This is a genomic window from Pedobacter cryoconitis (assembly GCF_001590605.1).
GTDB lineage: Bacteria > Bacteroidota > Bacteroidia > Sphingobacteriales > Sphingobacteriaceae > Pedobacter > Pedobacter cryoconitis_A.
Genome location: NZ_CP014504.1, coordinates 4,309,045 through 4,333,496 on the forward strand (window position 1 = coordinate 4,309,045; position 24,452 = coordinate 4,333,496).

Sequence of the window (24,452 nt, forward strand, 5' to 3'; positions counted from 1 at the left end):
AAAATGATTGCCATAGCGATAGATGATGAGCCCATAGCGTTGGATATAGTAAAATCCCATGCCTCCAAAGTTTCTTTTATTACACTTCAGGCGGTATTTACCAATGCTTTTGATGCGATCGCCTATTTGCAGCAAAATGAAGTAGACCTGATCTTTCTGGATATTAAAATGCCGGATATCAATGGAATAGATTTTCTAAACAGCCTGAGCAATCCTCCGCTGGTTATTTTCACAACTGCTTATGCAGAACATGCAGTAAAAGGATTTGAATTGAATGCGCTGGATTATTTGCTGAAGCCTTTCTCGCTGGCCCGTTTTTTAAAAGCTTGTAATAAGGCAGAAGAATTGCATAGTTTACGCAAAAAAGCTGTGGCCACCAGTCAACCTGCCTATATATTTATTAAAGATGGTTATGAGCAGATTAAAGTCGCTATTGATGATATTCTGTTTATTGAAGCCGCAGGAAATTATACGCAGATCAGTCTGCTGAACAATCCTTCCCTGAGTACCAGAATGCCAATCAGTGAAATGCAGGCACTGCTTCCTGCACAGAAATTCATCCGGACACACCGCGCATTTATAGTCGCTAAAGGTGCAGTAACTAAATTTGACAGGAACCAGATCTGGATCGGCGAAAAAATCATTCCTATCGGCCCTACTTATGCCCAGTGTTTGCTGGAACTCTAAGAATTTGTGTAAATTTTTAACGCCTGCTTAAAATTAGCAGTCAATTTTCAGCCTTACTCCCGGGGATGGGTATTTATCAGTATAATTGTCTTGTATTCAATAGTGTCAGTTCATGTTTATCTTTTTAGATTGAGCATAAATCCTGAATACTAAAGATCTTAATTATCCGAATTTCTAACTACATATGTTCAAATTAACATTTAAACAACAGGTATTGACAGGGTTTGTTATTTCCCTGCTATTTGTTCTGCTTTCTGCAGTTACTTCTTATTACAGCATCAAGCTGATGGACGAAGATTCAAGATGGGAAAACCATACTTATGATGTCATTGATGTTGCACAGGATATTGAATTGAAAGTTCTGAATGCTGAGACCTCTTTAAGAGGTTATATCATTACCCAGCGTAGCCAGTACCTGGAATTTTATAATAAAAACATTAATCAGATCCTGCCTAAAATTAAGAAAATGCAGAAGCTGACAGCTGATAACCCAATCCAGCAGCAAAGGCTCGACTCCCTTGAATTTTACGCCGTTCAAAAGATCAGGGATATGGAAGACATCCTTCAGGCCAATAACACGATGGGTAAAGAAGCAGCAGTTCAAATAGTCCTGACTGATAAGGGAAAACTATTTAAAACAAATATGCTCAGGCTGAATAATACAGCTATTCATGCAGAGCATGAACTTCTTGCTATAAGAAAAGAAAAAAGGGAGAAGAGTACATTACAGTCTACCTTTATTGTCGTAGTCAGTTCAGTTATTATTTTTGGATTGATCTTATACCTGTTCAGCTTCATTAAAAGAACATTTGATGAACAGAGTTTAACAGAGATCACTATCCGGGAAAACAATGCCAAGCTGGAGACACTATCCGAAGAGAATCAACAGAAGAATTGGTTATTGTCCAGTGCATCCGCAATCAATGAATCTATGCGGGGAGAACAGGAAACTGATGAATTGTCCACACATATCATTACTGAACTGTGTACTTATTTAGCTGCTTCTGTAGGTGCACTGTATCTTTTCAATCCGAAAAAAGAAACCTTACAACTGAGTGGAGCGTATGCTTACCAGGAGAAAAAAGGAAAGCTCAAAGAAATTGCGCTTGGCGAAGGTTTAGTTGGCCAGGTTGCCTTAGAAAAACGGATTAAACAACTCAACGATATTCCTGCAGATTACCTGAAAATATCTTCAGGTCTGGGGGACACTGCGCCAAAAAATATTATCATCATACCTGTTATTTTTGAAGAGGAAACTATCGCAGTCATAGAATTGGGGTTTTCTGCTGAACCAGATGAAATCGTGATCCTTTTATTAAATATGATTACCGAAAGTATAGGTGTCGGTATCAATAGTGCTGTAGCAAGGGCACAATTACGCGACCTGTTCCTGCAAACACAACAACAGGCAGAGGAATTGGAAAGCCAGCAGGAAGAGTTACGCACAACCAATGAAGAGCTGATTCATAAATCTGAAGAACTGCAAGCTTCTGAAGAAGAACTTAGGGTACAACAGGAAGAGCTGCGTCAAACCAATGCCGAACTCGAAGAAAAAGCAAGCCTGCTGGAAGAACGCAATATCTCTGTAAATGAGGCGAGGGAAGCCATGAGTTTAAAGGCTGAAGAGTTAGAAGTATCCAGCAAATACAAATCAGAGTTCCTGGCCAATATGAGCCATGAATTAAGGACCCCGCTAAACAGTATTCTGATCCTGGCAAGAATATTAAAAGAAAACAGACCTGAGAACTTAAATGAAGAACAGCTTAAATATGCCGGGGTCATTCATAATGCAGGAAGTGATCTGCTAACCTTGATCAATGATATTCTTGACCTTTCTAAAATCGAATCCGGAAAAGTTGAGCTGGATATTGAGCCGGTGAGGCCGCAAGAGATCAAACAAAATATGGAATCTCTCTTTACAGAGATTGCCAAAAGCAAAAAGATAGCTTACCAGATTACGCTTGGTCAGGGGCTGCCGGAGCGGATCATGACTGATTTATCAAGAGCAGAGCAAATCATCAAGAACCTCTTATCAAATGCCTTTAAGTTTACTCCTGAAAACGGAGAGGTTAAACTGGAAATCGGTCTGGCGGATGATCAGCTCAAATATTATTCAGAACATCTTAAAAACAGCAATCAGCAGCTCATTTCCTTCAGTGTTAAAGACTCTGGAATAGGTATTCCTGAGGACAAACAGAAACTGATCTTTGAAGCCTTTAAACAGGCAGATGGTACCACCAGCAGAAAATACGGAGGGACTGGCCTTGGCCTTTCTATCAGTAAAGAGCTTGCTAATATTTTAGGTGGGGAGATTCAGGTCAACAGTGGACAGGGTATTGGAAGTTGTTTCACGCTTTATCTGCCAGTAACACACCAAAATCAATTTGATGTGCCTGAACCGGCACCCCATCCTGAACCAGTTATCATGCCGTTTATTTCGGAAGAACCAGTGCTGTCTCCTCTGAATAAAAACAGGAAACAGACCTTGTTAATTGTTGAAGACGACCTTGTCTTTGCAGATGTTCTGAAAGATTATGCGACTGAAAAAGGCTTTGAGCCTTTACTTGCGCACAGTGGTGATGTAGGTTTGGAAATGGCCATAAGAGAGCTTCCGGATGCAATTATACTGGATGTTATGTTACCGGTAATGGACGGATGGAGCATTCTGAAAAGGTTGAAAGACAATCCGCAAACTAAGCACATCCCAATCCATATGATGTCAGCTGGTGAAGCCAAAGGAGAAAGAGCTTTAAAAGAAGGTGCAATTGGCTTCCTGAAAAAGCCGATTGAACAGGACCAGTTAGCGCATGCTTTCTCTGTGTTGAACTCTGGCCATATTTTATACAACTTCCAGACCGTGCTGATCATTGAAGATCATGAACTGCAGAGCCTTGCTGTTAAAGAGCAGCTGGTAGAAAAAGGAATTGAGGTTGCACAGGCCTTTACGGGTAAGGAAGCATTGAAAATGCTTGAGGATCAAACGTTCGACTGTATTATCCTGGATTTAAATCTTCCTGATACATCTGGTTTTGATTTACTTGATGAGATCAAAACACAGGACCGGTTTACGCATATCCCGGTTATTATCAATACAGCGATGGAGCTTGATCAGGATAAGATTGCACATATCATGAAATATTCTGAGGCGATGGTCTTGAAGTCGAACAAGTCTAATGACAGGCTGATTGATGAGGTAAGCCTGTTTATGAATAAATTGAAGAAACAAGATACCTTTCAAACTACTGCCAAAGGTTCTTCGAAAAATAAAACTGTTTCCACGATAGAGAAAGTATTGAAAGACAAAACGATCTTGATTACCGATGATGATATGCGGAATATCTTTGCTTTATCAAGTGCTTTGCAAGTTTATGATATCAATATTGTGATTGCTAACAATGGTAGGGAAGCCATAGAAAAACTGGAAGAAACAGCAAATATTGACTTGGTATTGATGGATATTATGATGCCTGAAATGGATGGTTATGAAGCTATGCGGATGATCAGAGAAAAGCGGGAATATAAGAAACTTCCAATTATTGCTTTAACCGCTAAGGCGATGAAGAACGACCGGGAAAAATGTATTGAAGCTGGGGCAAATGATTATATAGCTAAACCTGTTGATATTGATCAACTGTTGTCAATGTTAAGAGTATGGTTAAGTTAAGATGAGTGTCTCTGCAGAAAACCCGGAAGATGTAATTAGCTATGAAGAACTGGAAAGCCTCACAAGTTTCATCTATAATATACATGGTTTCGACTTTAGTGATTATTCTGCTGCTTCACTTAAGAGAAGGGTAACAAGAATTATGCAATTACAACAACTAAGCTTGTTTGAATTACGTACCTTATTAACAAATGACCATGACTACTTTGAATATTTTCTGATTGAAGTTACAGTGAACGTAACCGAAATGTTCAGGGACCCGGTTTTTTATAAATCAGTTGCTGAACATGTTATTCCCTATTTAAGATCTTATCAGAGGATAAAAGTATGGAATGCAGGTTGTTCAACCGGAGAGGAACTTTATTCGTTTGCGATTCTGTTTGCTGAACAGCATCTCTATGAACGGAGTTTTTTTTATGGAACTGATATCAATGCTGATGTTTTAGAGTTTGCCAAAAATGGGATATACGATTTGCAGAAGATGAAACATTATTCAGAAAACTATCAAAAAACGGGTGCTTTACATACCCTTTCAGACTATTATACGGCACGTTATGGAGCTGCATCAATTAATCACTCTTTAAAAAAGAATATGTTATTCTCAGCACACAATCTCGCTTCTGACGGAGTCTTTAATGAGTTTCAATTGATTTCGTGCCGCAATGTGCTGATTTACTTCAATACGGCCCTTCAAAAAAAGGTGATTGACCTTTTTTACAATAGTTTAGCTAACTTTGGCTTTCTTTGTTTAGGCTCCAAAGAGACGCTGAGAAGTTCAGAAATCGGGCGCTTTAAGATCGTGGATAAAAAAAATAATATTTACCAAAAAATAGCATAATCTTTTCAAAGAAGATTCCCCTTAAAATTATGGAAAAGATTAATATTCTTATTGTTGACGACAGACCCGAAAACATAATTGCATTGGAAGCTTTGCTGGAAAGAGACGATGTAAATCTGATTTCTACCACACTGCCTAATGAAGCATTAAGATTAGCCTGGGAGATGGACATTGCCATTGCATTAGTGGATGTTCAGATGCCGGAGATGGATGGTTTTGAACTGGTAGAAATACTAAAAAGCAATCCCAGGACAAAAGATATCCTTGTCATCTTTGTAACTGCTATTTCAACAGATGCCAAATATGCAGTAAAAGGTTTGAACACGGGAGCAGTTGATTACCTGTACAAGCCTTTGAACCCTTATGTGACTTCTGCGAAAGTAGATTCTTTTTTACAATTTGTAAGAACACAAAGGGATATTGTTAAAAAGAACAAAGAACTCGAAGCTTACCAAAAAGAACTGATTAAAGCGAAAGAACTCGCTGAACAGGGAAAGAAAATAAAAGAGAACTTTCTGGCCAACATGAGCCATGAAATCCGCACGCCGATCAATGGTATTATTGGCCTGGCCAATTTACTGGAGAAAACAACGCTTACTGCTGAGCAGAACGAGATGATTTCTCTGCTGCAAATCTCATCCAACTCCTTGTTGGGCGTCATTAATGATATTTTGGATTTATCGAAGATTGATGCGGGTATGTTCAAAATTAACCGGACTGCAACCGACCTGGAGGAAGTTTGTCACGCGGTAATCAATCTGTTAAGTATAAGGGCAAAAGAAAAAGATTTAGAGTTAATTACATCTTTCGATCCGGACCTGCCTAAAAATGTATCTGCTGACTCCTTAAGGCTGAATCAGATTCTGATGAACCTGATTGGCAATGCGATCAAATTCACCAATAAAGGCAGTGTAACGCTGAAAGTAGAGATAATGGACCGCAAGGGAAATAACTTGCAAATCAGATTTTCCATTACCGATACGGGCATCGGTATCCCTACCGATAAGATTGAGAAGATTTTTGAAACCTTTGAACAGGCGGATGAGAGTACTACGATGAACTTTGGGGGTACAGGCCTGGGCCTTTCTATTGTTAAAAATCTGGCCCGTCTGAAAGGTGGTGTATTGACAGTTGACAGTTGTGAAGGACAAGGCAGTACTTTCTGTTTCGTCAACTGGTACGAAGTTTTACAAGATCTTCCTGAGACAAAAGAGAAACACCTCGATAAATTATTACCTTTTACTAATGTAAGGATCCTGGTTGCGGAAGATAATCCTATCAATAAATTCCTGATCGTTAAGATTATGAAAGATTGGGAGGTAATTGCCGATTTCGCCGATAACGGACAGGAAGCACTGGATAAGCTCAGAGATAACAATTATGATCTGATCCTGATGGATACCTTTATGCCGGTAATGAACGGGCTGGAGGCTACAAGATTGATCAGAACTGATCATATACCGGGTAAAAAAGATATTCCTATCATCACTTTCTCAGCAGCTGTGATGGAAAATGATAAAAAAGCAGCTATTGATGCGGGTGCAAATGATGTATTAAGCAAACCATTTGAACTCCGCTTATTACATGAAAAAATAACGCAGTTTATTAATAAGCAAGCCTTAATGCTTTAAGGCAGATAAATATATCCTGTTATTTATTAAAAGCAGTCATGGTATGCGCTGGTCCGACAGTTACGAAACTCTGGATCAGTGCTACACTTTTTTCAATCAGTGCAGGCAATTCAGGCAATTCATCTTTATCAAATCCGTCCAGTACATAATCCGCTTGTCTGCCCTTGGCAAAGTGATCACTTACCCCAAAACGTAATCTTGGATAATCCTGGCTCCCGCAACTGGCTTCTATACTTTTAAGCCCGTTATGCCCGGCGCTGCTTCCTTTCAATTTAAGTCTTAGTTTCCCCAGCGGAAGTGCAATATCATCTACAATAACCAATACATTCTCCAATGGGATATTTAATTCCTGCATCCAGTAATTCACTGCCCTCCCACTCAAATTCATATAAGTAGTCGGTTTGATGACATGAAGCTTTCTGCCTTTCCAGGATACTTCAGAATAATAGGCTAATCTTATATTGGAAAAAGAACCTCCAAGCTGTTTAACCAGTTCATCTGCAATTTCAAATCCTATATTATGCCTGGTACCCATGTACTCTGATCCTATATTTCCCAGACCAACTATCAAATATTTCATGTATCAATTTTCTTTGCCGCAAAGATAACAGTTTCTATGAAACGTAAACGCAGATAGTCAGAAACTTGCTATTGGCAGGAAATTAAGGTACAAAAAAAGCAGTACTGAAAATTCAGTACTGCTTTCTGTAAAGCTATATCAGCTTATTTTTTACCTGCTTGTTGTTCAGCTTGTTTAAGAGCTCTTGACATACCAACAGAAACGATTGTATCTTCTGGAGTGTTAGTAATTGTGTATGCTGCTTTTGCAAGGTCACGTACACGGAATAAATTACCTACTTCTAGTTTAGCAATGCTAACGTCAACAACCTGTGGCATATCTTTCGGGAAAGATTTAACACGAAGTTTACGTAATTTCTGAACTAATTTACCACCCATTTTAACACCTGGAGAAGTTCCTTCTAATCTTACAGGAATTTCCATAACGATTTCTTTGTCATCAAATAACTGAAGAAAATCTACGTGTAATAATACGTCTGTTAATGGGTGAAATTGTAATTCTTTTATGATTGCTTTGGTTTTTGTACCATTGATATCAATTTCTAAAAAGTTTGCTTCAGGAGTGTAAATAGCATCTTTTAATTCTGTAATGACTACAGCAAAATGTGCTTGTTCTTTACCACCATACAATACTGCAGGAACTTTACCTTCATAGCGAAGCTCTTTAGCATCGCGTTTCCCTACGTTCTCTCTTGGAGAACCGCTAATTGCGATTATTTTCATCTTATATTTATTTTATTTGTTTCTAATAATTAAACTCTAAACAGGTCACTGATTGATCCATGCTCATTTACATTGGCAATTGCCTTCGCAAATAAACTTGCTGTGCTCAGTACTCTGATTTTTGGACTTTCCTGTTTTAAAGGGATAGTATCCGTTACAATCAATTCGGTAAGCATAGAATTCTCCACAGTTTCATAGGCTTTACCAGATAATACAGGGTGTGTACAAACCGCTCTTACACTTTTCGCACCTTTCTCCATGATTAAAGCCGCAGCTTTAGCCAATGTTCCTGCAGTATCGCAAATATCGTCAATCAAAACAATATCCATTCCCGTTACATCTCCAATGATTGACATCGATTCAATCTCGTTGGCACGTTTACGGCGTTTATCACAAATTACAACCTCTGCATTAAAAAACTTTGCAAAAGTACGTGCTCTGTATGACCCTCCCATATCCGGAGAAGCAATAGTCAGATTTTCCAGCCCTAAACTTTTGATATAAGGAACGAAAATTACTGATCCATCCAGGTGATCTACAGGAATATCGAAGAAACCTTGTATCTGAGCTGCGTGCAAGTCCATCGTCATAATACGGTGGATACCAGCAGATTTCAACAGATTAGCTACTAATTTTGCGCCTATAGCAACTCTTGGCTTATCTTTTCTATCTTGTCTGGCCAAACCATAATAAGGAACAACAGCAGTGATATAATGCGCAGAAGCTCTCTTTGCGGCATCAATCATCAACAAAAGTTCCATTAAATTATCAGAAGGCTGGTAGGTAGACTGGATAAGGAAAACATCGCATCCTCTTACTGTTTCATCATAAGAAGGCTGAAACTCACCATCGCTAAACCTGCTTAAGGTTACATTACCGAGTGGTTTGCCGTAACTTTCGGCAATTTTGTGTGCTAATGCTTTTGTACCGGTTCCGGCAAAAAGTTTAACTGGATTAAATTGCAAGGGCATGATTAGACGGGTATCAATGCTGGGTTACGAAAAAATCGGATTGTGATGACTCACAATCCGATATATTGTTTAGTTGCCCGACCAGGATTCGAACCTAGACAAACGGTACCAAAAACCGTTGTACTACCTTTATACTATCGGGCAATCTTCCGTAGAAACAACCATGAGTTGTTTCGTTTGGGAATGCAAATATACGCAGCTTTTTGATAAATGCAAATCTTCCGCAAGAAAAAATAAAATATTTTTAAAAACAGCCTTTAAACACCCTTAACACATTAAAATTTGTTAATGTAGTTGTATATATGTACTATTATCAATCTATTTGATTATTTTCGGCTGCATTTTTAAAAGCCACATTTTATATTTAAGAAAGAAATGAATTATACTAAAATTAATAACCTTACAGGATGGATGTGCTTTATCCTGGCGGCCCTCACCTATATACTCACCTTAGAACCTTCTGTAAGTTTCTGGGACTGTGGGGAGTTTATAGCTTCTGCACTTAAAATGCAGGTTGTTCACCAACCAGGTGCGCCTTTGTTCTTAATGATTCAACGCTTCTTCTCGATCTTTGCATTTGGCGATATTCATAAAATAGCTTATTTCATGAATGTGGGTTCTGCCCTTGCAAGTGCGGCTACGATCCTGTTTTTATTCTGGACAATTACTGCTCTGGCTAAAAAGATGGTCATTAAAACTGAAGCAGACCTGACTATCGGAAACCTGATCACTGTAATGGGTGCTGGGGTTGTAGGTGCAATGGCCTATACCTTCTCAGACAGTTTCTGGTTCTCTGCAGTAGAATCAGAAGTATATGCGCTTTCTTCTCTGTTTACAGCAATCGTATTCTGGGGTATCCTGAAATGGGAAGCACATGCTGATGAGCCACGTGCAGACAGATGGTTATTATTTATTGCTTATATCATGGGCTTATCCATTGGTATTCACTTATTGAACTTATTAACTATCCCGGCGATAGCTTTTGTATATTACTTCAAGAAAACACCAAAACCAACAAACTTCGGTATTATTAAAACCTTTATCGTAGGGGTGCTGATCCTGGCCTTTGTTCAATATGGTATTATTCAGTATGTGGTTTCTTTCGGTGCTTACTTCGATTTATTCTTCGTCAACACCTTAGGAATGGGATTTGGAACAGGTGTGGTCTTTTTCGCTGCCATTTTAATCGGCGCGCTGACCTGGGGAATTATGTATTCCATTAAACACCGCAACAAGTTTTTAAACCTGGCTTTACTTTCCACAGTACTGATTATTTTCGGTTACTGTTCTTTTGCAATGATCATTATCAGAGCTAAAGCCAGCCCTAACCTGAACAATAGTAACCCTGACAATGCCTTCTCATTTTTAAGTTATTTAAACAGAGAGCAATATGGAGACCGGCCATTATTATTTGGCCCTAACTATAACTCTGAAAAAGTTAGTTTAAAAGAAGGTAAAAACATTTACAGAAAAGGAGATACCAAATACGAAGTTGCCGGTAAAAAAACTGACTATGAGTATGACAGAACAACTCCTTTCCCAAGGATGTACAGTGATGATCCAAGACACGTACAGGAATACAAAAGCTTAATGGGCTTTGATGATTCACACTTCGCTGGTATTTTCGACAACGTTTCGTACTTGTTTAAATACCAGATCGGCAACATGTACATGCGTTATTTCATGTGGAACTTTGTTGGCCGTCAGAACGACGATCAGGGTGCTGGTATTTACCAGGGCCAGTTTTTAAGTGGTATTAAACCTATTGATGCAATGATGCTGGGCGATCAGAGTAACCTGCCTCCTTCTATTGTAGAAAGCAGTGCTTATACCCGCTTTTTCTTCCTTCCATTGATCTTAGGATTATTAGGTGCAGTATGGCACTTCAAACGCAATGAAAAAGATGCTGGTATTGTAGGTTTGTTATTTTTCTTTACAGGTCTTGCCATTGTATTATATCTGAACCAGAAACCATTAGAGCCAAGGGAACGTGATTATGCGTATGCAGGATCTTTCTATGCCTTTGCCATCTGGATCGGTTTTGGGGTACTCGCCTTAAGGGAATGGGTATTTAGTAAAATTACACCGAAAAATGGTGCTATCGCAGCAACAACGATTTCTTTATTTGCAGGCCCGGTAATTATGGGTGCACAGGGATGGAAAGCACACAACCGTTCAGAGAAGATGGTTGCGCACGATATTGCAGTCGATTATCTGGAATCATGTGCGCCAAATGCGATCTTGTTTACTTATGGTGATAATGATACTTACCCGCTTTGGTATATCCAGGAGGTTGAAAATGTAAGACCGGATGTAAGACTGGTCAACCTGAGTCTATTTGATACAGACTGGTACATTGACGGAATGAAGCGCAAGCAAAATGAATCTGCGCCACTTCCAATCAGCATGAAACCTTCTCAATATGTACAAGGGGTCAGAGATGTGATGTACTACCAGGATTATAAACTTGCAGGTTCAGTAGAATTGAAAAACATTCTTGATGTCTTGTTATCTGACGATGATGATGATAAAATCCCATTGCAAAATGGAACTAAAGAGAATTTCATTCCTACTAAAAACTTCAAGCTGACGATTAATCCTGAAGATGTAATTAAAACAGGAACAGTTAAAGCAGCAGATGCTTCAAAAATCACTCCTGTAATGGAATGGAAATTCAATAAGAGTTATGTAACCAAAGGTACACTGGCTATGCTGGACATCCTGGTTCATAACAACTGGAAAAGACCTATCTATTTTGCAAGTACAGTTCCTTCAGACCAGTTTAATGGTTTAGACAACTATTTATATACTGAAGGTCTGGCGATGCGCTTATTACCACTTAAAACGGATTCAGCATCAAGCAGAGGAGATTTAGTGAATACTGATATCCTTTACCATAATATGTATACCAAATTCAAATGGGGTAATGTTAAAAACGCGAGTTACCTTGATCCGCAATCATCGGATGATATCTCCATCTTTAACAATGTGTTTAATACCACAATATCCGGATTGATTAAAGAAGGAAAAATTGCTGATGCCAAAAAAGTGGTTGCCCGTTATTTTGAGGTAATGCCAGAGCGTTTCTATGGTATGCGCTCTATGATGGGTGTTTATTTCCTTGCAGAAAACCTATATACTTTAGGAGATACGAACAAGGCAAATATGCTGATTGAAAAATCTGCTGATTATATCCAGAAAGAACTGACTTATCTGGCAGATGTATCCAAAAGCAAAAACAGATTCGTTGGCGGACAGAATGTTCAGTTAGGTCTTCAGTTCCTGAATCAGATGGTTAAAACCACAGCAGAGAAAAAGCAAATGAAGCTTTCTCAGAAACTTGCGCAGCAGTTCCAGGGTCTTGAATCAAGATTCTCAGTTTACTTTGCTCAGCAAGCTCAGGAAGAGCAACAGGCACCTGCACCACAGGCTCCAGAAGAATAATAGCAAAAGCTTATTGTAAAGGGTTGTATCATTAATTAGGGTATGACCCTTTTTTTGTAACGAATAATTCCTAATTAAACTATTTATTCACAATAGAGATATTTATTACCTTTTAAATATAAAACGGGAGTAGTTTGACCTAAATCATAAAGAATTATGTCAGCTAGTACAAATAAATACATTGATCCATTATCAGATTTTGGATTCAAACATCTTTTTGGAGGTGAACCGAACAAAGAGATCATGATTGCTTTTCTAAACGCACTGTTTGAGGGAGAAAAACGCATTACCGATCTTGTCTACAACCCAACTGAACTTGCCGGGGATGACAGGGAACATAAAAAAGTCAGTTTCGATTTGCTGTGTACGGGGGACAACGGAGAACAGTTCATTGTAGAAATGCAGCGGGCAGATCATGATAATTTCGAGGACCGCTGCATTTTTTACCTCAGCAGGCTGATCCATCAGCAAAAGTTAAAGAGTAACCGGCACTGGGAAGTTAAGATGAAAGAGGTTTTCCTGATTGCGATCCTGGATTTCAACATGAAAAATTGCCTGAGTGACCATTATTTACAAAGCATTTCCCTGGTCAATACCGGTACAGGTGAAATATTCCACAATGGACTGGGATTTAAATTTTTGGAACTGCCTAAATTTGGGAAGAAAGAAGATGAACTGGAAAATGAACTTGACAAATGGGTTTACCTCCTTAAACACATGCACAGCCTGGATCAGATTCCTAAATATCTGGATAAACGCGTTTTTGAAAAAATATTTAATATCGCCGAAATGAAGAAATTATCACCAGAACAACAATTTGTATACGACTCGATTTTACAGCGGGAAGAAGATGATTACAGCCGGCTTAAATCTGCCGAACGGAGAGGAATGAGAGAAGGAATAGAAAAGGGAAAGGAAGAAGGGATAGAACAAGGGGTAGAGCGGGGAATGGAGCGAGGAAAACATGAAACTGCACTGGCCATTGCAAGAAAAATGAAAGAAGAAAATTTTGATCCCGTTAAAATTGCCGGGTTTACTGCACTTTCAATTGAAGAAATAGAAAGGCTTTAATATAAAAGGCTCAGCTCCTTTATTTCATGTAGCTGAGCCTTTTGCTCTATAACAGGAGGAATGAATTTATTCTACGACTACCCCCATTGCACAGAACTTATCAATTCTGTTAGCGATCATCTTTTCAGTTTTCTCTTTTCCTAATGCTTTGATATCTTTCAGGATCTGCGTTTTTAACGTTTCGCCCATTTCTGCAGGGTTCTGATGTGCACCTCCCAGCGGTTCTTTAATTACACCGTCGATCAGTTTATTCTTTAACATATCTTTTGAAGTCAATTTCAGGCATTCTGCTGCTTTCTCTTTGAAATCCCAGCTGCGCCATAAAATTGAAGAACACGATTCCGGAGAAATTACCGAATACCATGTATGCTCCAGCATGTATACTTTATCACCGATACCGATGCCTAATGCACCACCTGATGCACCTTCACCAATAATCAAACAAATGATAGGCACTTTCAATACAGACATTTCCATCAGGTTTCTGGCAATAGCCTCTCCCTGTCCACGCTCTTCAGCCTCAATACCCGGGTAAGCACCCATCGTATCAATGAAAGAGATAACTGGTTTATTGAATTTCTCTGCAAGACGCATTAACCTTAAAGCCTTGCGGTATCCTTCCGGATTTGCCATCCCGAAATTGCGGTACTGACGTTCCTTAGTATTTTTACCTTTCTGATGACCGATTACCATAACAGTTTCACCGCCGATAGTAGCAAAACCACCAATAATCGCTTTATCATCTTTTACTGTACGGTCACCGTGCAATTCGATAAAATCATCACAGATCATTCCAATATAGTCCAGTGTTTGCGGTCTTTCCGGATGACGTGATAACTGTACTTCCTGCCAGCCTGTTAGGCTTGCATAAAGTGCATTCTGCGTTTTAGACAGCTTATCTTCAAGCTCAATCAGTGTAGCAGACATATCTACTTTTGTTTTATCAGCAACCTGTTTAACCTTTTCAATTTGCTGCATCAGTTCAGCAATAGGTTTTTCAAAATCAAATGACGTTTTTATCTGTTCCATAAGTGGGCGGTAAAAATAGGTATTTTATTTTGAGTCTGTTTAAATTTAGATGATAAAATTGTTTAACGCTAAAAAGAAGCACAAACAATTTTATCATCTAAATTCTAAACAGGCGCTTATAAAAGACTAAAACTTTGAAGCTACTCCGGCTTTAGGTAAAGACTTACTGATAAAATCTCTCAAATCCTGATTTCCCTTCTCCAGATCAGCACTTCTTAAATACATCATATGGCCACTTTCATAACCTTTCCAGCTCATTCTGTCTTTTAATTTACCTCCCGGATCCATTTGCCAAAGATTATATTTTGCATTAAAATAATCACATGCCCCATCAAAATAACCGGACTGTACCATTAAGTGAAGCGAAGGATTCTGCGCCATGGCATCCCGTAAATTCTCAGCAGTACGGTTTCCGGTATTGTCCCAGGGATAAACCGAGCCGAACATATTATACTTTAAATCAGTTTTATAGTTGAGTTCATTGCGGATATACATATTGATGGCAGGCGTAAAAGAATGTAACCAGGAACTCAGCTCCGCATTATAATCAGGACCTTCACCTGCATCCTGCTTATCTATCCCACGGTATCTGGAATCCAGACGGCCAATCGTAAAACCCTGATCACGGAGTAATTCTTTCCAAAAATAATCGGCAGGAACATCCAGGTTGTGCTGCAGAATTATTTTTTCACTCAAACCTGAAAATGCGGCCATCTTTGCAGCGATTACCTTTTTTTGTTCGTCTCCAAGCTGGCTTCCTTTTGCCAGGGCCGGAATGAGTTCGTTCATTGTAAACTGCTCCACTTCAGGTAACAAAGTACTTAAAGTCTTTCCTTGTAAGTCTGATTTTAAGGCTTTGTGATACCAGGCTGTAGCGGCGAAATAGGGTAAACGTAAAGCAGCCGATAAAGCCTCACCTCTTTCTATCCCTAAAGTAGTTGGAGAAACCAGTACGACTCCATTCAGGTACATCCATTGTGAATTTTGAAGCTCCAGTGCCAGCCCCGAAACCCGGGTGGTACCATAACTCTCTCCAATCAGGAACTTAGGAGAACCCCAGCGGTTATTCCGGGTTACAAAAGTATTGATCCATTCGGCGAGGTATTTAATATCTGCATTGACCCCAAAGAATTTGCTGCCTGGTATATCTTTATTGATTGCTCTGGAATATCCCGTATTCACCGGATCGATGTAAACGATGTCGGCAACATCAAGAATAGAAGATTTATTCTCCTTGTAGCCGTAAGGTTGAACTGGGTAACCTTCATCATCAATATTCAGCAATACTGGACCTGTATAAGCAATATGCATCCACACTGATGCAGAACCCGGACCACCATTAAAGGAGATAACCAGCGGTCTGTTGCTTCGGTCTTTAACATCAGATCTTTCATAATAAGTATAAAACAAACCCGCGATAGCTTTGCCAGTTTCATCCCAGACCGGTAGCGTACCAGTCACTGCTTTATAAGGGATGCGCTGACCTTTAATGTTCACCTGATGTTGGGTAACAACCGTACTTTCAGTGACGATCTTTCGTGAATTGACTTCAGTATTTACTGAGGTATCGCTTTTTTTAGTATCGGAAATTGCTTTGGCAGGCTGCATTTTTTGTGCGTTTGCCGTTTGACAAACACACCATCCAGCCAGGAATAACGTATAAAAGAGTTTCATTTTAAAGAGATGGTTTAGGTCCCTTAAATATCAAAATAAGATTAGTATAATCGGTAATAACTTAAAAATGTTACGCTTCGGATTTCAGCTCATTACCCTTTCGGATTTCAACCTTTTAGCTGCCATTATTATTTTTCTTTACTTCCGCGGATATACAATACTGAGATCGCACCCAAAATCATAAATATGCCTGCAATTACAATGGCATAAATCGCTTCACCATTGTAAAACCGCTTCACAATCAGTCCGCCGAAAATACCATTTACAATTTGCGGCATCGTGATAAAGAAGTTAAAGATCCCCATGTAAACTCCCATTTTGCGTGCTGGGATTGCACTCGACAAAATCGCATAAGGCATAGAAAGAATACTTCCCCAGGCCAGACCGACACCAATCATCGCATAGATCAGGTGATCCGGATTCGTGATAAAATAAATAGAAATCAGCCCCGCGCCTCCTGCAAGCAGAGAAAAAGCATGTGCCATTTTACGGCTTGTTGCCTTGGCAATAGCGGGTAATATCAATGCATAAATAGCCGAAACCCCATTGTAAACGCCAAAAAGAATACCAACCCAATTGCCCGCATCCGCGAATTTAACAGAAGACGTATCTCCTGGCAGCACTTTATAAATATGCTGTGCAATTGCCGGTGTCGTAAACACCCACATGGAGAATAAAGCAAACCACGAGAAAAACTGAACCAATCCCAATTGTTTCATCGTTAACGGCATATTAGAGAAATCCGTCAAAATAGATAATAACCCTTTTTGCTCTTCAACTTCCGGCTCCCCAGTATGGTATAAAGCCATTTCTTCTGGTGGATATTCTTTGGTAGTTAATACGGTCCATAGAATGGTCAGTATTAAAATTGCTGCACCTGCATAAAAAGAGTAAATCACATTGTGAGGGATCTGCCCCGCAGCCGCAACCTTCGATGCCCCCAGATATTCGGAAAAGATATACGGCAACCATGAACCAGAAATCGCACCTGCCCCTATTAAAAAGGTTTGCATAGAGAATCCAAAACTCCTCTGGCTTTCCGGTAATTTATCAGCAACCAATGCTCTGAAGGGCTCCATTGCCACATTAATAGAAGCATCCATAATCATCAGCATTCCTGCCCCGATGATAATAGGTGGCAGAAAACTAGCCATCGCCCCCGAATTAGGCATCAGTATCAATGCGATAGCCGTTAAAATAGCCCCGATCAGGAAATAAGGTCTTCTTCTGCCAAAACGATTCCAGGTCTTATCACTGTAATAGCCGATAATTGGCTGTACAATCATTCCGGTTAAAGGTGCTGCCAGCCAGAAAAGTGAAAGATGTTCCACATCTGCACCAAAAGTTTGCAGGATTCTGGAAGCATTTCCATTTTGCAGGGCGAAACCAAACTGTATCCCGAAAAACCCAACACTCATATTAAATATCTGTGCATTGGATAATCTTGGTTTGGAGGCAGCGGCTCTATTTTGTTCCATAAGGATCTATTTGGTTTGGAGGTTCAGGAATTGTTTAAAATTTCAATAATTAGAAGGCTATAATCTGCGCCTGCATTGGCAATACCCAGATTGGTATGGTGTTATCTTTAAGCTCAGTTAATTTCAAATCTGATAGTTGATCCGCAGCAGTCGTTAAAGGACGGTTTTGTAAAATCTCCGCCGGAATCTGTACCTGGCTTTCCATCCTGTAATGACGGTCAAAATTCACCAGGATCAACAAACGCTGATTGGCCGTATAACGAACATAACCATACATCCTTTTATTCATATTACCACCAGCCGGGATTTCCCACAACTGTCCACTGGCTACAGCTTCAGCTCCGCCAGCAAACTGCAACAGTCTTTTATAATAATTGCGAAGTTCCTTTTGCTGAGCACCCAATTGTCCGCCATCAAAAGCACCATTATTCATCCATTTCTGATGTTCCGGAATTCCCCAGTAATCAAAAATAGTAGTCCGGTTGTCTTCTCCGCCAAAGCCTTCAGCACCTCTTCCTGGCTCACCTACTTCCTGACCAAAGTATGTCATCACAGGCCCACCAGATAATGTTGCCGAAACGACCATTGCAGGAAGCGCCAATTCTGCCTGCCCGGCAAAACCCGCAGAAGCAATCCGCTCCTCATCATGGTTTTCCAGGAAACGCAGCATCTGATCTCCAAAGCCAGCACTTTCCTGTTGCCATACCTTTCTGATATCATTCACATCTGCCTGTTCTTCACTTCTGATCAGTTTTTTCAATCCATCATACAAACCAACCTTATCATATAAATAATCAAATTTGCCGGTAGTCAGGAATGATTTATAAGTAGCGGGATCATAAGCCTCTCCAATAAAAATAAGCCCGGGCTTTACTTTTTTCACTTCCGGGATTACCCAGTTCCAAAATGCAAGCGGAACCATCTCTGCCATATCACAGCGAAAACCATCTACTCCTTTAGAAGTCCAGAAAACCAGGATATCTCTCATTTTAATCCAGACCACAGGAGTCGGTGTAAAATACTGCTTCGCTCCGTTCTGCTCATCTACCCCATAGTTCAATTTGACAGTTTCATACCAATCATCTACCGAAGGGCTTGCTGAAAAAACATTGTTCCCTGTAGCTTTTGCAGGTGACTCTGCATAATGTACCTGCTGTAAAACAGAAAGTGGGGTATGCTGACCGGACTTCGGAGCCGGCACAACAAAATCCTGTCCCGGCACATAATAGTAATCATTAGCCGGGCTAAAAGCCACCTTTACATCATCACCCTCTCCAAAATCTTTAATACCCGAAGGCTTCATCCTGGACTGATACTGACGGGCAACGTGGTTAGGCACAAAGTCAATAATCACTTTAAGCCCTTTCTCATGTGTCCTTTTTATCAATGCTTCAAACTCTGCCATCCGGTGGTCAACATCCACCGATAAATCAGGATCTACATCATAATAATCCCTGACTGCATAAGGGGAACCAGCCCTGCCTTTCACTACCTGTGCATTGTTAGCCGGTAATCCAGCCTGACTGTAATCTGTTAATGTAGCATGTGAAATTACACCGGTATACCAAACATAAGTAGTCCCGAGTTCTTTAATTCCATCCAATGCCTGGTCAGTGATGTCATTAAATTTACCACTGCCATTTTGTGCAATAGTTCCATAAGGAATGTTGCTTTGTTGCTTATTGCCAAATAACCTTGGCAAAAGCTGATAGATCATTATTTTTTCCTGCTGTTGCGCCATACTTCTATTTATAAATCCTGAAAACAGTAAAACAAATACAGTTAAAGTCCGGTAATGGTTTTTCATACCAATAGTCCTCTGTAATTAATTACAGTTTCACCTGCCTGCACAGGCTGTAACTTATTAAATATATTGATGTGCAGCAACTCTTTGGTGGTTGTATTGATCATGATCTCGTCCTTCGTCACTTTTATTGTGAACTGATTTCCGCGGAAACCAATTGTAAACGCGAATGATGTCCATTGTTCAGGAAGAAATGGATTGAAACACAGCGTATCATTTTTTACGCGCATTCCGCCGAAACCTTCCACAATACTCATCCAGGTACCTGCCATAGAAGTAATATGCAGGCCATCTTCTGTATCATTGTTATAATCATCCAGGTCTAAACGCGCAGTACGCAGGTAAAACTCGTATGCCCGGTCGCCATCATTCAGTTTCGCAGCTAATATACTATGTACACAAGGCGACAAAGAACTTTCATGAACCGTACGTGACTCATAAAAATCAAAATTCCTTCTTAACGATTCCAGGTCATAATCATCTTCAAAGAAATACATCCCCTGTAAAACATCTGCTTGTTTGATATAACAAGAACGTAGAATTCTGTCCCAGCTCCATTTCTGATTTAACGGACGTTCTGATGCCGGAAGATCTTTCACCAGAATCTGCTCTTTGTCCAGGTATCCATCCTGTTGAAGGAATACACCCTGTTCTTCATCATAAGGAAGATAAATGTTTGCTGAAATTTCCTTCCAGTCTGCAAATTCTTTTTCTTCTGCTAAAGATGTTTTAGCTACAATCTGCTGATATTGCTCCGGATCTTCTTCCTTCACGATTTCAGCAGCTTCCATTGCATATTTCAAACACCAGCCAGCCAATGTATTTGTATACCAGTTGTTATTGATATTATTTTCGTACTCGTTAGGCCCGGTTACCCCTAACATCACATATTGCTTTTTATCCGCACTCCAGTTTACCCTTTGTTTCCAGAAACGTGCAATACCGATCAGTACTTCCAAGCCATATTCTTTTAAATAAGAAGCATCGCCCGTATACCTGATATAGTTAAAAATTGCAAAAGCGATTGCTCCATTTCTATGAATCTCTTCAAAGGTAATTTCCCACTCATTGTGGCACTCTTCTCCATTCATAGTCACCATAGGATACAAAGCAGCTCCTTTAGTAAAGCCTAACTTCTCTGCATTTTCAATTGCTTTTCCCAAATGCTTGTATCGGTAAACTAACAAGTTTTTAGAAACTTCCTGTGGCGCAGTCGACAAGTAGAAGGGAATACAATAAGCTTCCGTATCCCAATACGTAGAGCCTCCGTATTTTTCACCAGTAAAGCCTTTCGGGCCAATATTTAAGCGTGCATCTTTACCAGTGTAGGTCTGGTTTAACTGGAAGATGTTGAAACGGATTGCTTGCTGTGCAGCCACATCTCCCTCGATAATAATATCACCTTCCTGCCATTTGTTTGCCCATGCCGCAGCTTGTTCCTTTAACAATTCGTCAAAGCCTTTCGCCATAGCAGCCTGAACTGTCTTTTTGGCTTGTGCTAATAAATCAGCAGTCGCATAATTTTGTGAAGATAGGTTCGTTGCTATTTTATAAATATCAATCCCTTCATTTCGTGTCAGTTCTACTGATCCGCTCTCTGAAAGAAATTTTTCACGAGGTAGTTTATCCAAGGTAAGCTGAACCGTTTTACTATTTTGTAGCACTACCGTTTTAACACCTGTAATTACATCAAAGGCTGTTTTTTTAGTCCGTAATGTTAAGTAAGAACCACTTTCATCCTGCGTTCTGCTTACTTCATCCCAAAACTTCTCTTCATAATTGGAATCCTGATTTTTCACATCTCCATTAATGAAAGCTGTCAAATCCAGTTTCCCCGAAAAGTTAAGTGGTATCAATTGATAGTGCAGAGCTGCAATTTCATCATTGGCGATGCTAAAGAACCGCCTGGCCTTTACCTGTACTTGTTTACCTGAAGCTAGTTCTGCAGTGAATGTGCGTTCCAGATAGCCTTCCTTCATATGGAGCACTCTTTGAAATGCCGTTACCTTACATAAACTTAAATCCAGCAATTCTCCATCCAGCTTCAGTTCCAGCCCCATCCAATCTGCCGCATTCAATACTTTGGCAAAATATTCAGGATATCCGTTTTTCCACCAGCCAACGCGGGTTTTATCCGGATAATAAACGCCTGCAACATAATTTCCCTGTAAAGATTCGCCACTGTAAGTTTCTTCAAAATTTGCACGCTGACCCATCCGGCCATTACCAAGGCTAAATATACTTTCCGATATCTTATTCAAATGAGGATCAAAACCACTCTCTATGATATTCCACTCTTCTGCTTGTATGTAATTCTTCATGTTTACCCTTTTACGCTATGCTTTTCTTTAACCAGATTAATCAATTCTTGGACGGTAACCGTTGAAAGGTCTTTATGGAACTCATCCGCTCCCGGTAAATTCTCTTCCGTTCCAATACCTATTACAGTCATTTTTGCTGCAATTGCTGCCTGCACCCCTGCTGCTGCATCTTCAAAAACGATACAATCAGCCGCTGCTGCATTTAATAACTCCGCTCCTTTAATGAAAACTTCAGGATCAGGTTTAGAAGTTGTTACCGCATTTCCATCCACAATGGCATCAAAGAAATGTCCCAGCTCCGTTCTTTCCAGGATTAAGCCTGAGTTCTTACTTGCCGAACCCAATGCTATTTTAATACCCTGAGCTTTCAGTGCTTTTAATAAATCCAAAGATCCAGGCAAGACCTCCGAAACTGACATCTTGTTAATCATCGCTACATACCAGCTATTTTTCAAAGTCGCCAGTTCTTCTTTTTCTGCTGTAGTTTTGGTTACTCCTCCCCAGTTTAAGATCATATCCAGAGAACGCATTCTATTCACACCTTTCAGCTGTTCATTCTGCGCCTCCGTAAAATCAAAACCCAATGAGTTAGCCAGTTTTTTCCATGCCTGATAATGGTAAACAGCCGTATCTACCAATACGCCATCCAAATCAAAAATGCACGCTATAGTTGTATCTTTCATATTAATTCAATTCTAGTACCAGTGTTGTTTTAGCAGGGACACTGATCGTCTTCGCTGTATTTACTTTTTCTCCGCTGATCACGTTGACCGCCGAGCTTGTATTTTTCATTCTTTCTGCAAACCTTGAAACCTCAAGCTTTTTAGCTTTATCCTCGCTATTTAAGATTACCATCACGTCTTTACCTTGCTTTCCTTCAGTAATATACCTGAAATAAACATACAGACCATCTTCCGGAACAAATTGCATCATTTTTCCAGTTTGCAGCGCTTCACTTTTGCCGCGGTAAACAGCCAGTTTACTTACATAATCCCAAGCTTCATTTTCCTTAGCTGTACGGCCCGCAGCCGTAAATTTATCTTCTTTATCACCTTTCCAACCACCAGGAAAATCAGAACGGACTAAACCATCCGGATCAGAAAAATTCTTCATCAGGATCTCTGTTCCATAATATAACTGGGGAATCCCGCGCATAGTCAGTAAAATCGCCATACCAGATTTATACTTGTCTATATCTTCTTTGATAACCGAATAAAAACGGCTCATATCATGATTATCCCAATAAATAACGTTGCGGGTTGGATCCTGATATAGGAAATCTTGCGAAACCACATTATACAGCCTGAAGATACCATCTGTCCAGCCAGTTTTTCCATTCAATGCTTCATAAACAGCACTTTTCATCATATTATCAGTCACCCCCGGTAAATTCGTATCAAATCCTCTGTTTACTGTATTTCCTTGTGTGAAATAAGCTTGTGAGGCCACCGAATTTACTAAAGTCTCTCCGAAAATAGATAAAGAAGGAAACTCAGCTTTCAATTTTAAAGCCCAGTCGGCCATATATTCCGGATCATTATAAGCATAAGTGTCTAACCTTAATCCATCAATCCCGGCATACTCGATCCACCAGATATGGTTTTGAGTCAGGTAATTTTGCACATAAGGATTCCTTTCATTCAAATCGGGCATAGAAGGTACAAACCAGCCATCCAATTGTCTTTTCTTATCCAAAGCTGAGGAATGCGGATCCATTACAGGCTCATCGCGGTAGCTTGTTTGTGTATAAACCGGCCACTGGTTCACCCAGTCTTTCATTGGCATATCTTTAAAGATCCAGTGTCCTGTACCTATATGATTGTGCACGATATCTTTAATAATTTTCATGCCTTTTGCATGCACCTTTTCTACATAAGTTTTATATAAAGCGTTTGTTCCATAACGTGGATCAATTTTGTAATGATCAGTTACAGCATAACCATGATAAGACGCTGAAGCCATATCATTTTCTATCTCTGGTGTCATCCAGATGGTGGTTACTCCTGTTGCTTTTAAATAATCCAGGTGATTGATTACGCCCTGAATATCTCCACCGTGACGGTAATACATAGAATCACGGTTCATTTTAGTTTCTGCCAGTCCTTTAACTACGTCATTTGATGGATCTCCATTCGAAAAACGGTCAGGCATCAGCAAATAAATAAAGTCTTTATTCGTTACGCCCTGAATCCTTGAAGCAGACTGATCCCTATTTTTCAGCTCATAACTATACTCCGATATTTTCTTTCCTTTATCCATAAAAGAGATGGGGAATTTACCTGCCTTAGCTGCTGCAGTAATTTCCAGATCAACGAACAGATAATTTGGATTCTCCACTTGATGAACTTCTATTAATTTTACCCCTGGATAATCCAACTGTACACTATAGTCAGTTATATTTTTTCCATGAACCAATAGCTGAAGCTTTGGGTTTTTCATTCCTGCCCACCAGAACATGGGTTCTACATGATCCAGTTTTACCTGTGCCCATGCATTTGCAGTAAACAGAACAAATAGTACAATTAATAGTTTCTTCAT

The 24,452-nt window shown here is 39.8% G+C and carries 16 protein-coding genes and 1 tRNA gene; 6 read left to right on the forward strand and 11 right to left on the reverse strand.

Annotated features, from left to right (window positions below; genetic code table 11):
- The first annotated feature begins 3 nt into the window (after positions 1–3).
- From AY601_RS17980 to AY601_RS17995, 4 genes are all read left to right on the forward strand, one after another.
- A complete protein-coding gene (locus tag AY601_RS17980; RefSeq protein WP_068403564.1) occupies positions 4–687 on the forward strand; it encodes a LytR/AlgR family response regulator transcription factor in 684 nt (227 codons plus the stop codon).
- A gap of 184 nt (positions 688–871) precedes the next feature.
- Positions 872–4,351 carry a response regulator gene (locus AY601_RS17985; RefSeq protein ID WP_068403567.1) on the forward strand — a complete coding sequence of 1,160 codons (3,480 nt, stop codon included), beginning with the start codon at positions 872–874 and terminating at the stop codon, positions 4,349–4,351.
- A 1-nt stretch (position 4,352) separates the two neighbouring features.
- Entirely contained in the window at positions 4,353–5,189 is an 837-nt protein-coding gene (locus AY601_RS17990) for a CheR family methyltransferase (protein ID WP_068403571.1), read from the forward strand.
- Between the two features lie 29 nt (positions 5,190–5,218).
- A complete protein-coding gene (locus AY601_RS17995; protein ID WP_068403574.1) occupies positions 5,219–6,820 on the forward strand; it encodes a response regulator in 1,602 nt (533 codons plus the stop codon).
- Positions 6,821–6,839: 19 nt separating this feature from the next.
- On the opposite strand, the gene pth is transcribed toward AY601_RS17995, so the two are convergent.
- The 4 genes from pth to AY601_RS18015 form a co-directional block, all read right to left on the reverse strand.
- Positions 6,840–7,400 (reverse strand): aminoacyl-tRNA hydrolase, encoded by a 561-nt coding sequence (pth, locus tag AY601_RS18000; protein WP_068403577.1) that lies wholly within the window; start codon positions 7,398–7,400, stop codon positions 6,840–6,842.
- Positions 7,401–7,543: 143 nt separating this feature from the next.
- Positions 7,544–8,122 (reverse strand): 50S ribosomal protein L25/general stress protein Ctc, encoded by a 579-nt coding sequence (locus AY601_RS18005; RefSeq protein ID WP_068403580.1) that lies wholly within the window; start codon positions 8,120–8,122, stop codon positions 7,544–7,546.
- Between the two features lie 29 nt (positions 8,123–8,151).
- Positions 8,152–9,093 carry a ribose-phosphate pyrophosphokinase gene (locus AY601_RS18010; protein ID WP_068403583.1) on the reverse strand — a complete coding sequence of 314 codons (942 nt, stop codon included), beginning with the start codon at positions 9,091–9,093 and terminating at the stop codon, positions 8,152–8,154.
- 73 nt (positions 9,094–9,166) lie between these two features.
- Positions 9,167–9,237 (reverse strand) — tRNA-Gln (locus AY601_RS18015).
- 231 nt (positions 9,238–9,468) lie between these two features.
- Between AY601_RS18015 and AY601_RS18020 the strand changes: the two genes are divergently transcribed.
- Positions 9,469–12,537 carry a protein O-mannosyl-transferase family gene (locus tag AY601_RS18020; protein ID WP_068403586.1) on the forward strand — a complete coding sequence of 1,023 codons (3,069 nt, stop codon included), beginning with the start codon at positions 9,469–9,471 and terminating at the stop codon, positions 12,535–12,537.
- Positions 12,538–12,693: 156 nt separating this feature from the next.
- Positions 12,694–13,608, forward strand: coding sequence for an Rpn family recombination-promoting nuclease/putative transposase (locus AY601_RS18025; protein WP_068403589.1), 915 nt, complete (start codon positions 12,694–12,696; stop codon positions 13,606–13,608).
- Positions 13,609–13,674: 66 nt separating this feature from the next.
- Here the strand turns inward: AY601_RS18025 and AY601_RS18030 are convergent, their stop codons facing one another.
- The 7 genes from AY601_RS18030 to AY601_RS18060 all read right to left on the reverse strand — a co-directional run bounded on the left by AY601_RS18030 (position 13,675) and on the right by AY601_RS18060 (position 24,452).
- The gene (locus AY601_RS18030) at positions 13,675–14,637 is read right to left on the reverse strand and encodes an acetyl-CoA carboxylase carboxyltransferase subunit alpha (RefSeq protein ID WP_084359333.1); all 963 of its coding nucleotides are present in this window, start codon (positions 14,635–14,637) and stop codon (positions 13,675–13,677) included.
- 126 nt (positions 14,638–14,763) lie between these two features.
- On the reverse strand, positions 14,764–16,311 hold the full coding sequence (locus tag AY601_RS18035) for a S10 family peptidase (protein WP_068403592.1): 1,548 nt from the start codon (positions 16,309–16,311) through the stop codon (positions 14,764–14,766).
- Positions 16,312–16,439: 128 nt separating this feature from the next.
- Positions 16,440–17,789 carry an MFS transporter gene (locus AY601_RS18040; protein WP_068403596.1) on the reverse strand — a complete coding sequence of 450 codons (1,350 nt, stop codon included), beginning with the start codon at positions 17,787–17,789 and terminating at the stop codon, positions 16,440–16,442.
- Between the two features lie 49 nt (positions 17,790–17,838).
- On the reverse strand, positions 17,839–19,596 hold the full coding sequence (locus tag AY601_RS18045) for an alpha-amylase family protein (protein ID WP_068403599.1): 1,758 nt from the start codon (positions 19,594–19,596) through the stop codon (positions 17,839–17,841).
- The gene (locus AY601_RS18050; RefSeq protein WP_068403602.1) at positions 19,593–21,914 is read right to left on the reverse strand and encodes a glycoside hydrolase family 65 protein; all 2,322 of its coding nucleotides are present in this window, start codon (positions 21,912–21,914) and stop codon (positions 19,593–19,595) included. Before AY601_RS18050 ends, AY601_RS18045 begins: the two co-directional genes overlap by 4 nt.
- Before the next feature lie 2 nt (positions 21,915–21,916).
- Positions 21,917–22,597 carry a beta-phosphoglucomutase gene (pgmB, locus tag AY601_RS18055; protein WP_068403605.1) on the reverse strand — a complete coding sequence of 227 codons (681 nt, stop codon included), beginning with the start codon at positions 22,595–22,597 and terminating at the stop codon, positions 21,917–21,919.
- 1 nt (position 22,598) lies between these two features.
- On the reverse strand, positions 22,599–24,452 hold the full coding sequence (locus tag AY601_RS18060) for a glycoside hydrolase family 13 protein (protein WP_068403608.1): 1,854 nt from the start codon (positions 24,450–24,452) through the stop codon (positions 22,599–22,601).

Excerpts from the sequence above, each read along its gene's own strand:
- AY601_RS18035 (WP_068403592.1), bottom strand. The coding sequence starts at position 16,311 with ATGAAACTCTTTTATACGTTATTCCTGGCTGGATGGTGTGTTTGTCAA.
- AY601_RS18060 (WP_068403608.1), bottom strand. The coding sequence starts at position 24,452 with ATGAAGAAACTATTAATTGTACTATTTGTTCTGTTTACTGCAAATGCA.
- AY601_RS18050 (WP_068403602.1), bottom strand. The coding sequence starts at position 21,914 with ATGAAGAATTACATACAAGCAGAAGAGTGGAATATCATAGAGAGTGGT.
- AY601_RS18020 (WP_068403586.1), top strand. The coding sequence starts at position 9,469 with ATGAATTATACTAAAATTAATAACCTTACAGGATGGATGTGCTTTATC.
- AY601_RS18040 (WP_068403596.1), bottom strand. The coding sequence starts at position 17,789 with ATGGAACAAAATAGAGCCGCTGCCTCCAAACCAAGATTATCCAATGCA.
- AY601_RS18030 (WP_084359333.1), bottom strand. The coding sequence starts at position 14,637 with ATGGAACAGATAAAAACGTCATTTGATTTTGAAAAACCTATTGCTGAA.
- AY601_RS18005 (WP_068403580.1), bottom strand. The coding sequence starts at position 8,122 with ATGAAAATAATCGCAATTAGCGGTTCTCCAAGAGAGAACGTAGGGAAA.
- AY601_RS17995 (WP_068403574.1), top strand. The coding sequence starts at position 5,219 with ATGGAAAAGATTAATATTCTTATTGTTGACGACAGACCCGAAAACATA.
- pgmB (WP_068403605.1), bottom strand. The coding sequence starts at position 22,597 with ATGAAAGATACAACTATAGCGTGCATTTTTGATTTGGATGGCGTATTG.
- AY601_RS18045 (WP_068403599.1), bottom strand. The coding sequence starts at position 19,596 with ATGAAAAACCATTACCGGACTTTAACTGTATTTGTTTTACTGTTTTCA.
- pth (WP_068403577.1), bottom strand. The coding sequence starts at position 7,400 with ATGAAATATTTGATAGTTGGTCTGGGAAATATAGGATCAGAGTACATG.
- AY601_RS17980 (WP_068403564.1), top strand. The coding sequence starts at position 4 with ATGATTGCCATAGCGATAGATGATGAGCCCATAGCGTTGGATATAGTA.
- AY601_RS18025 (WP_068403589.1), top strand. The coding sequence starts at position 12,694 with ATGTCAGCTAGTACAAATAAATACATTGATCCATTATCAGATTTTGGA.
- AY601_RS17985 (WP_068403567.1), top strand. The coding sequence starts at position 872 with ATGTTCAAATTAACATTTAAACAACAGGTATTGACAGGGTTTGTTATT.
- AY601_RS17990 (WP_068403571.1), top strand. The coding sequence starts at position 4,353 with ATGAGTGTCTCTGCAGAAAACCCGGAAGATGTAATTAGCTATGAAGAA.
- AY601_RS18010 (WP_068403583.1), bottom strand. The coding sequence starts at position 9,093 with ATGCCCTTGCAATTTAATCCAGTTAAACTTTTTGCCGGAACCGGTACA.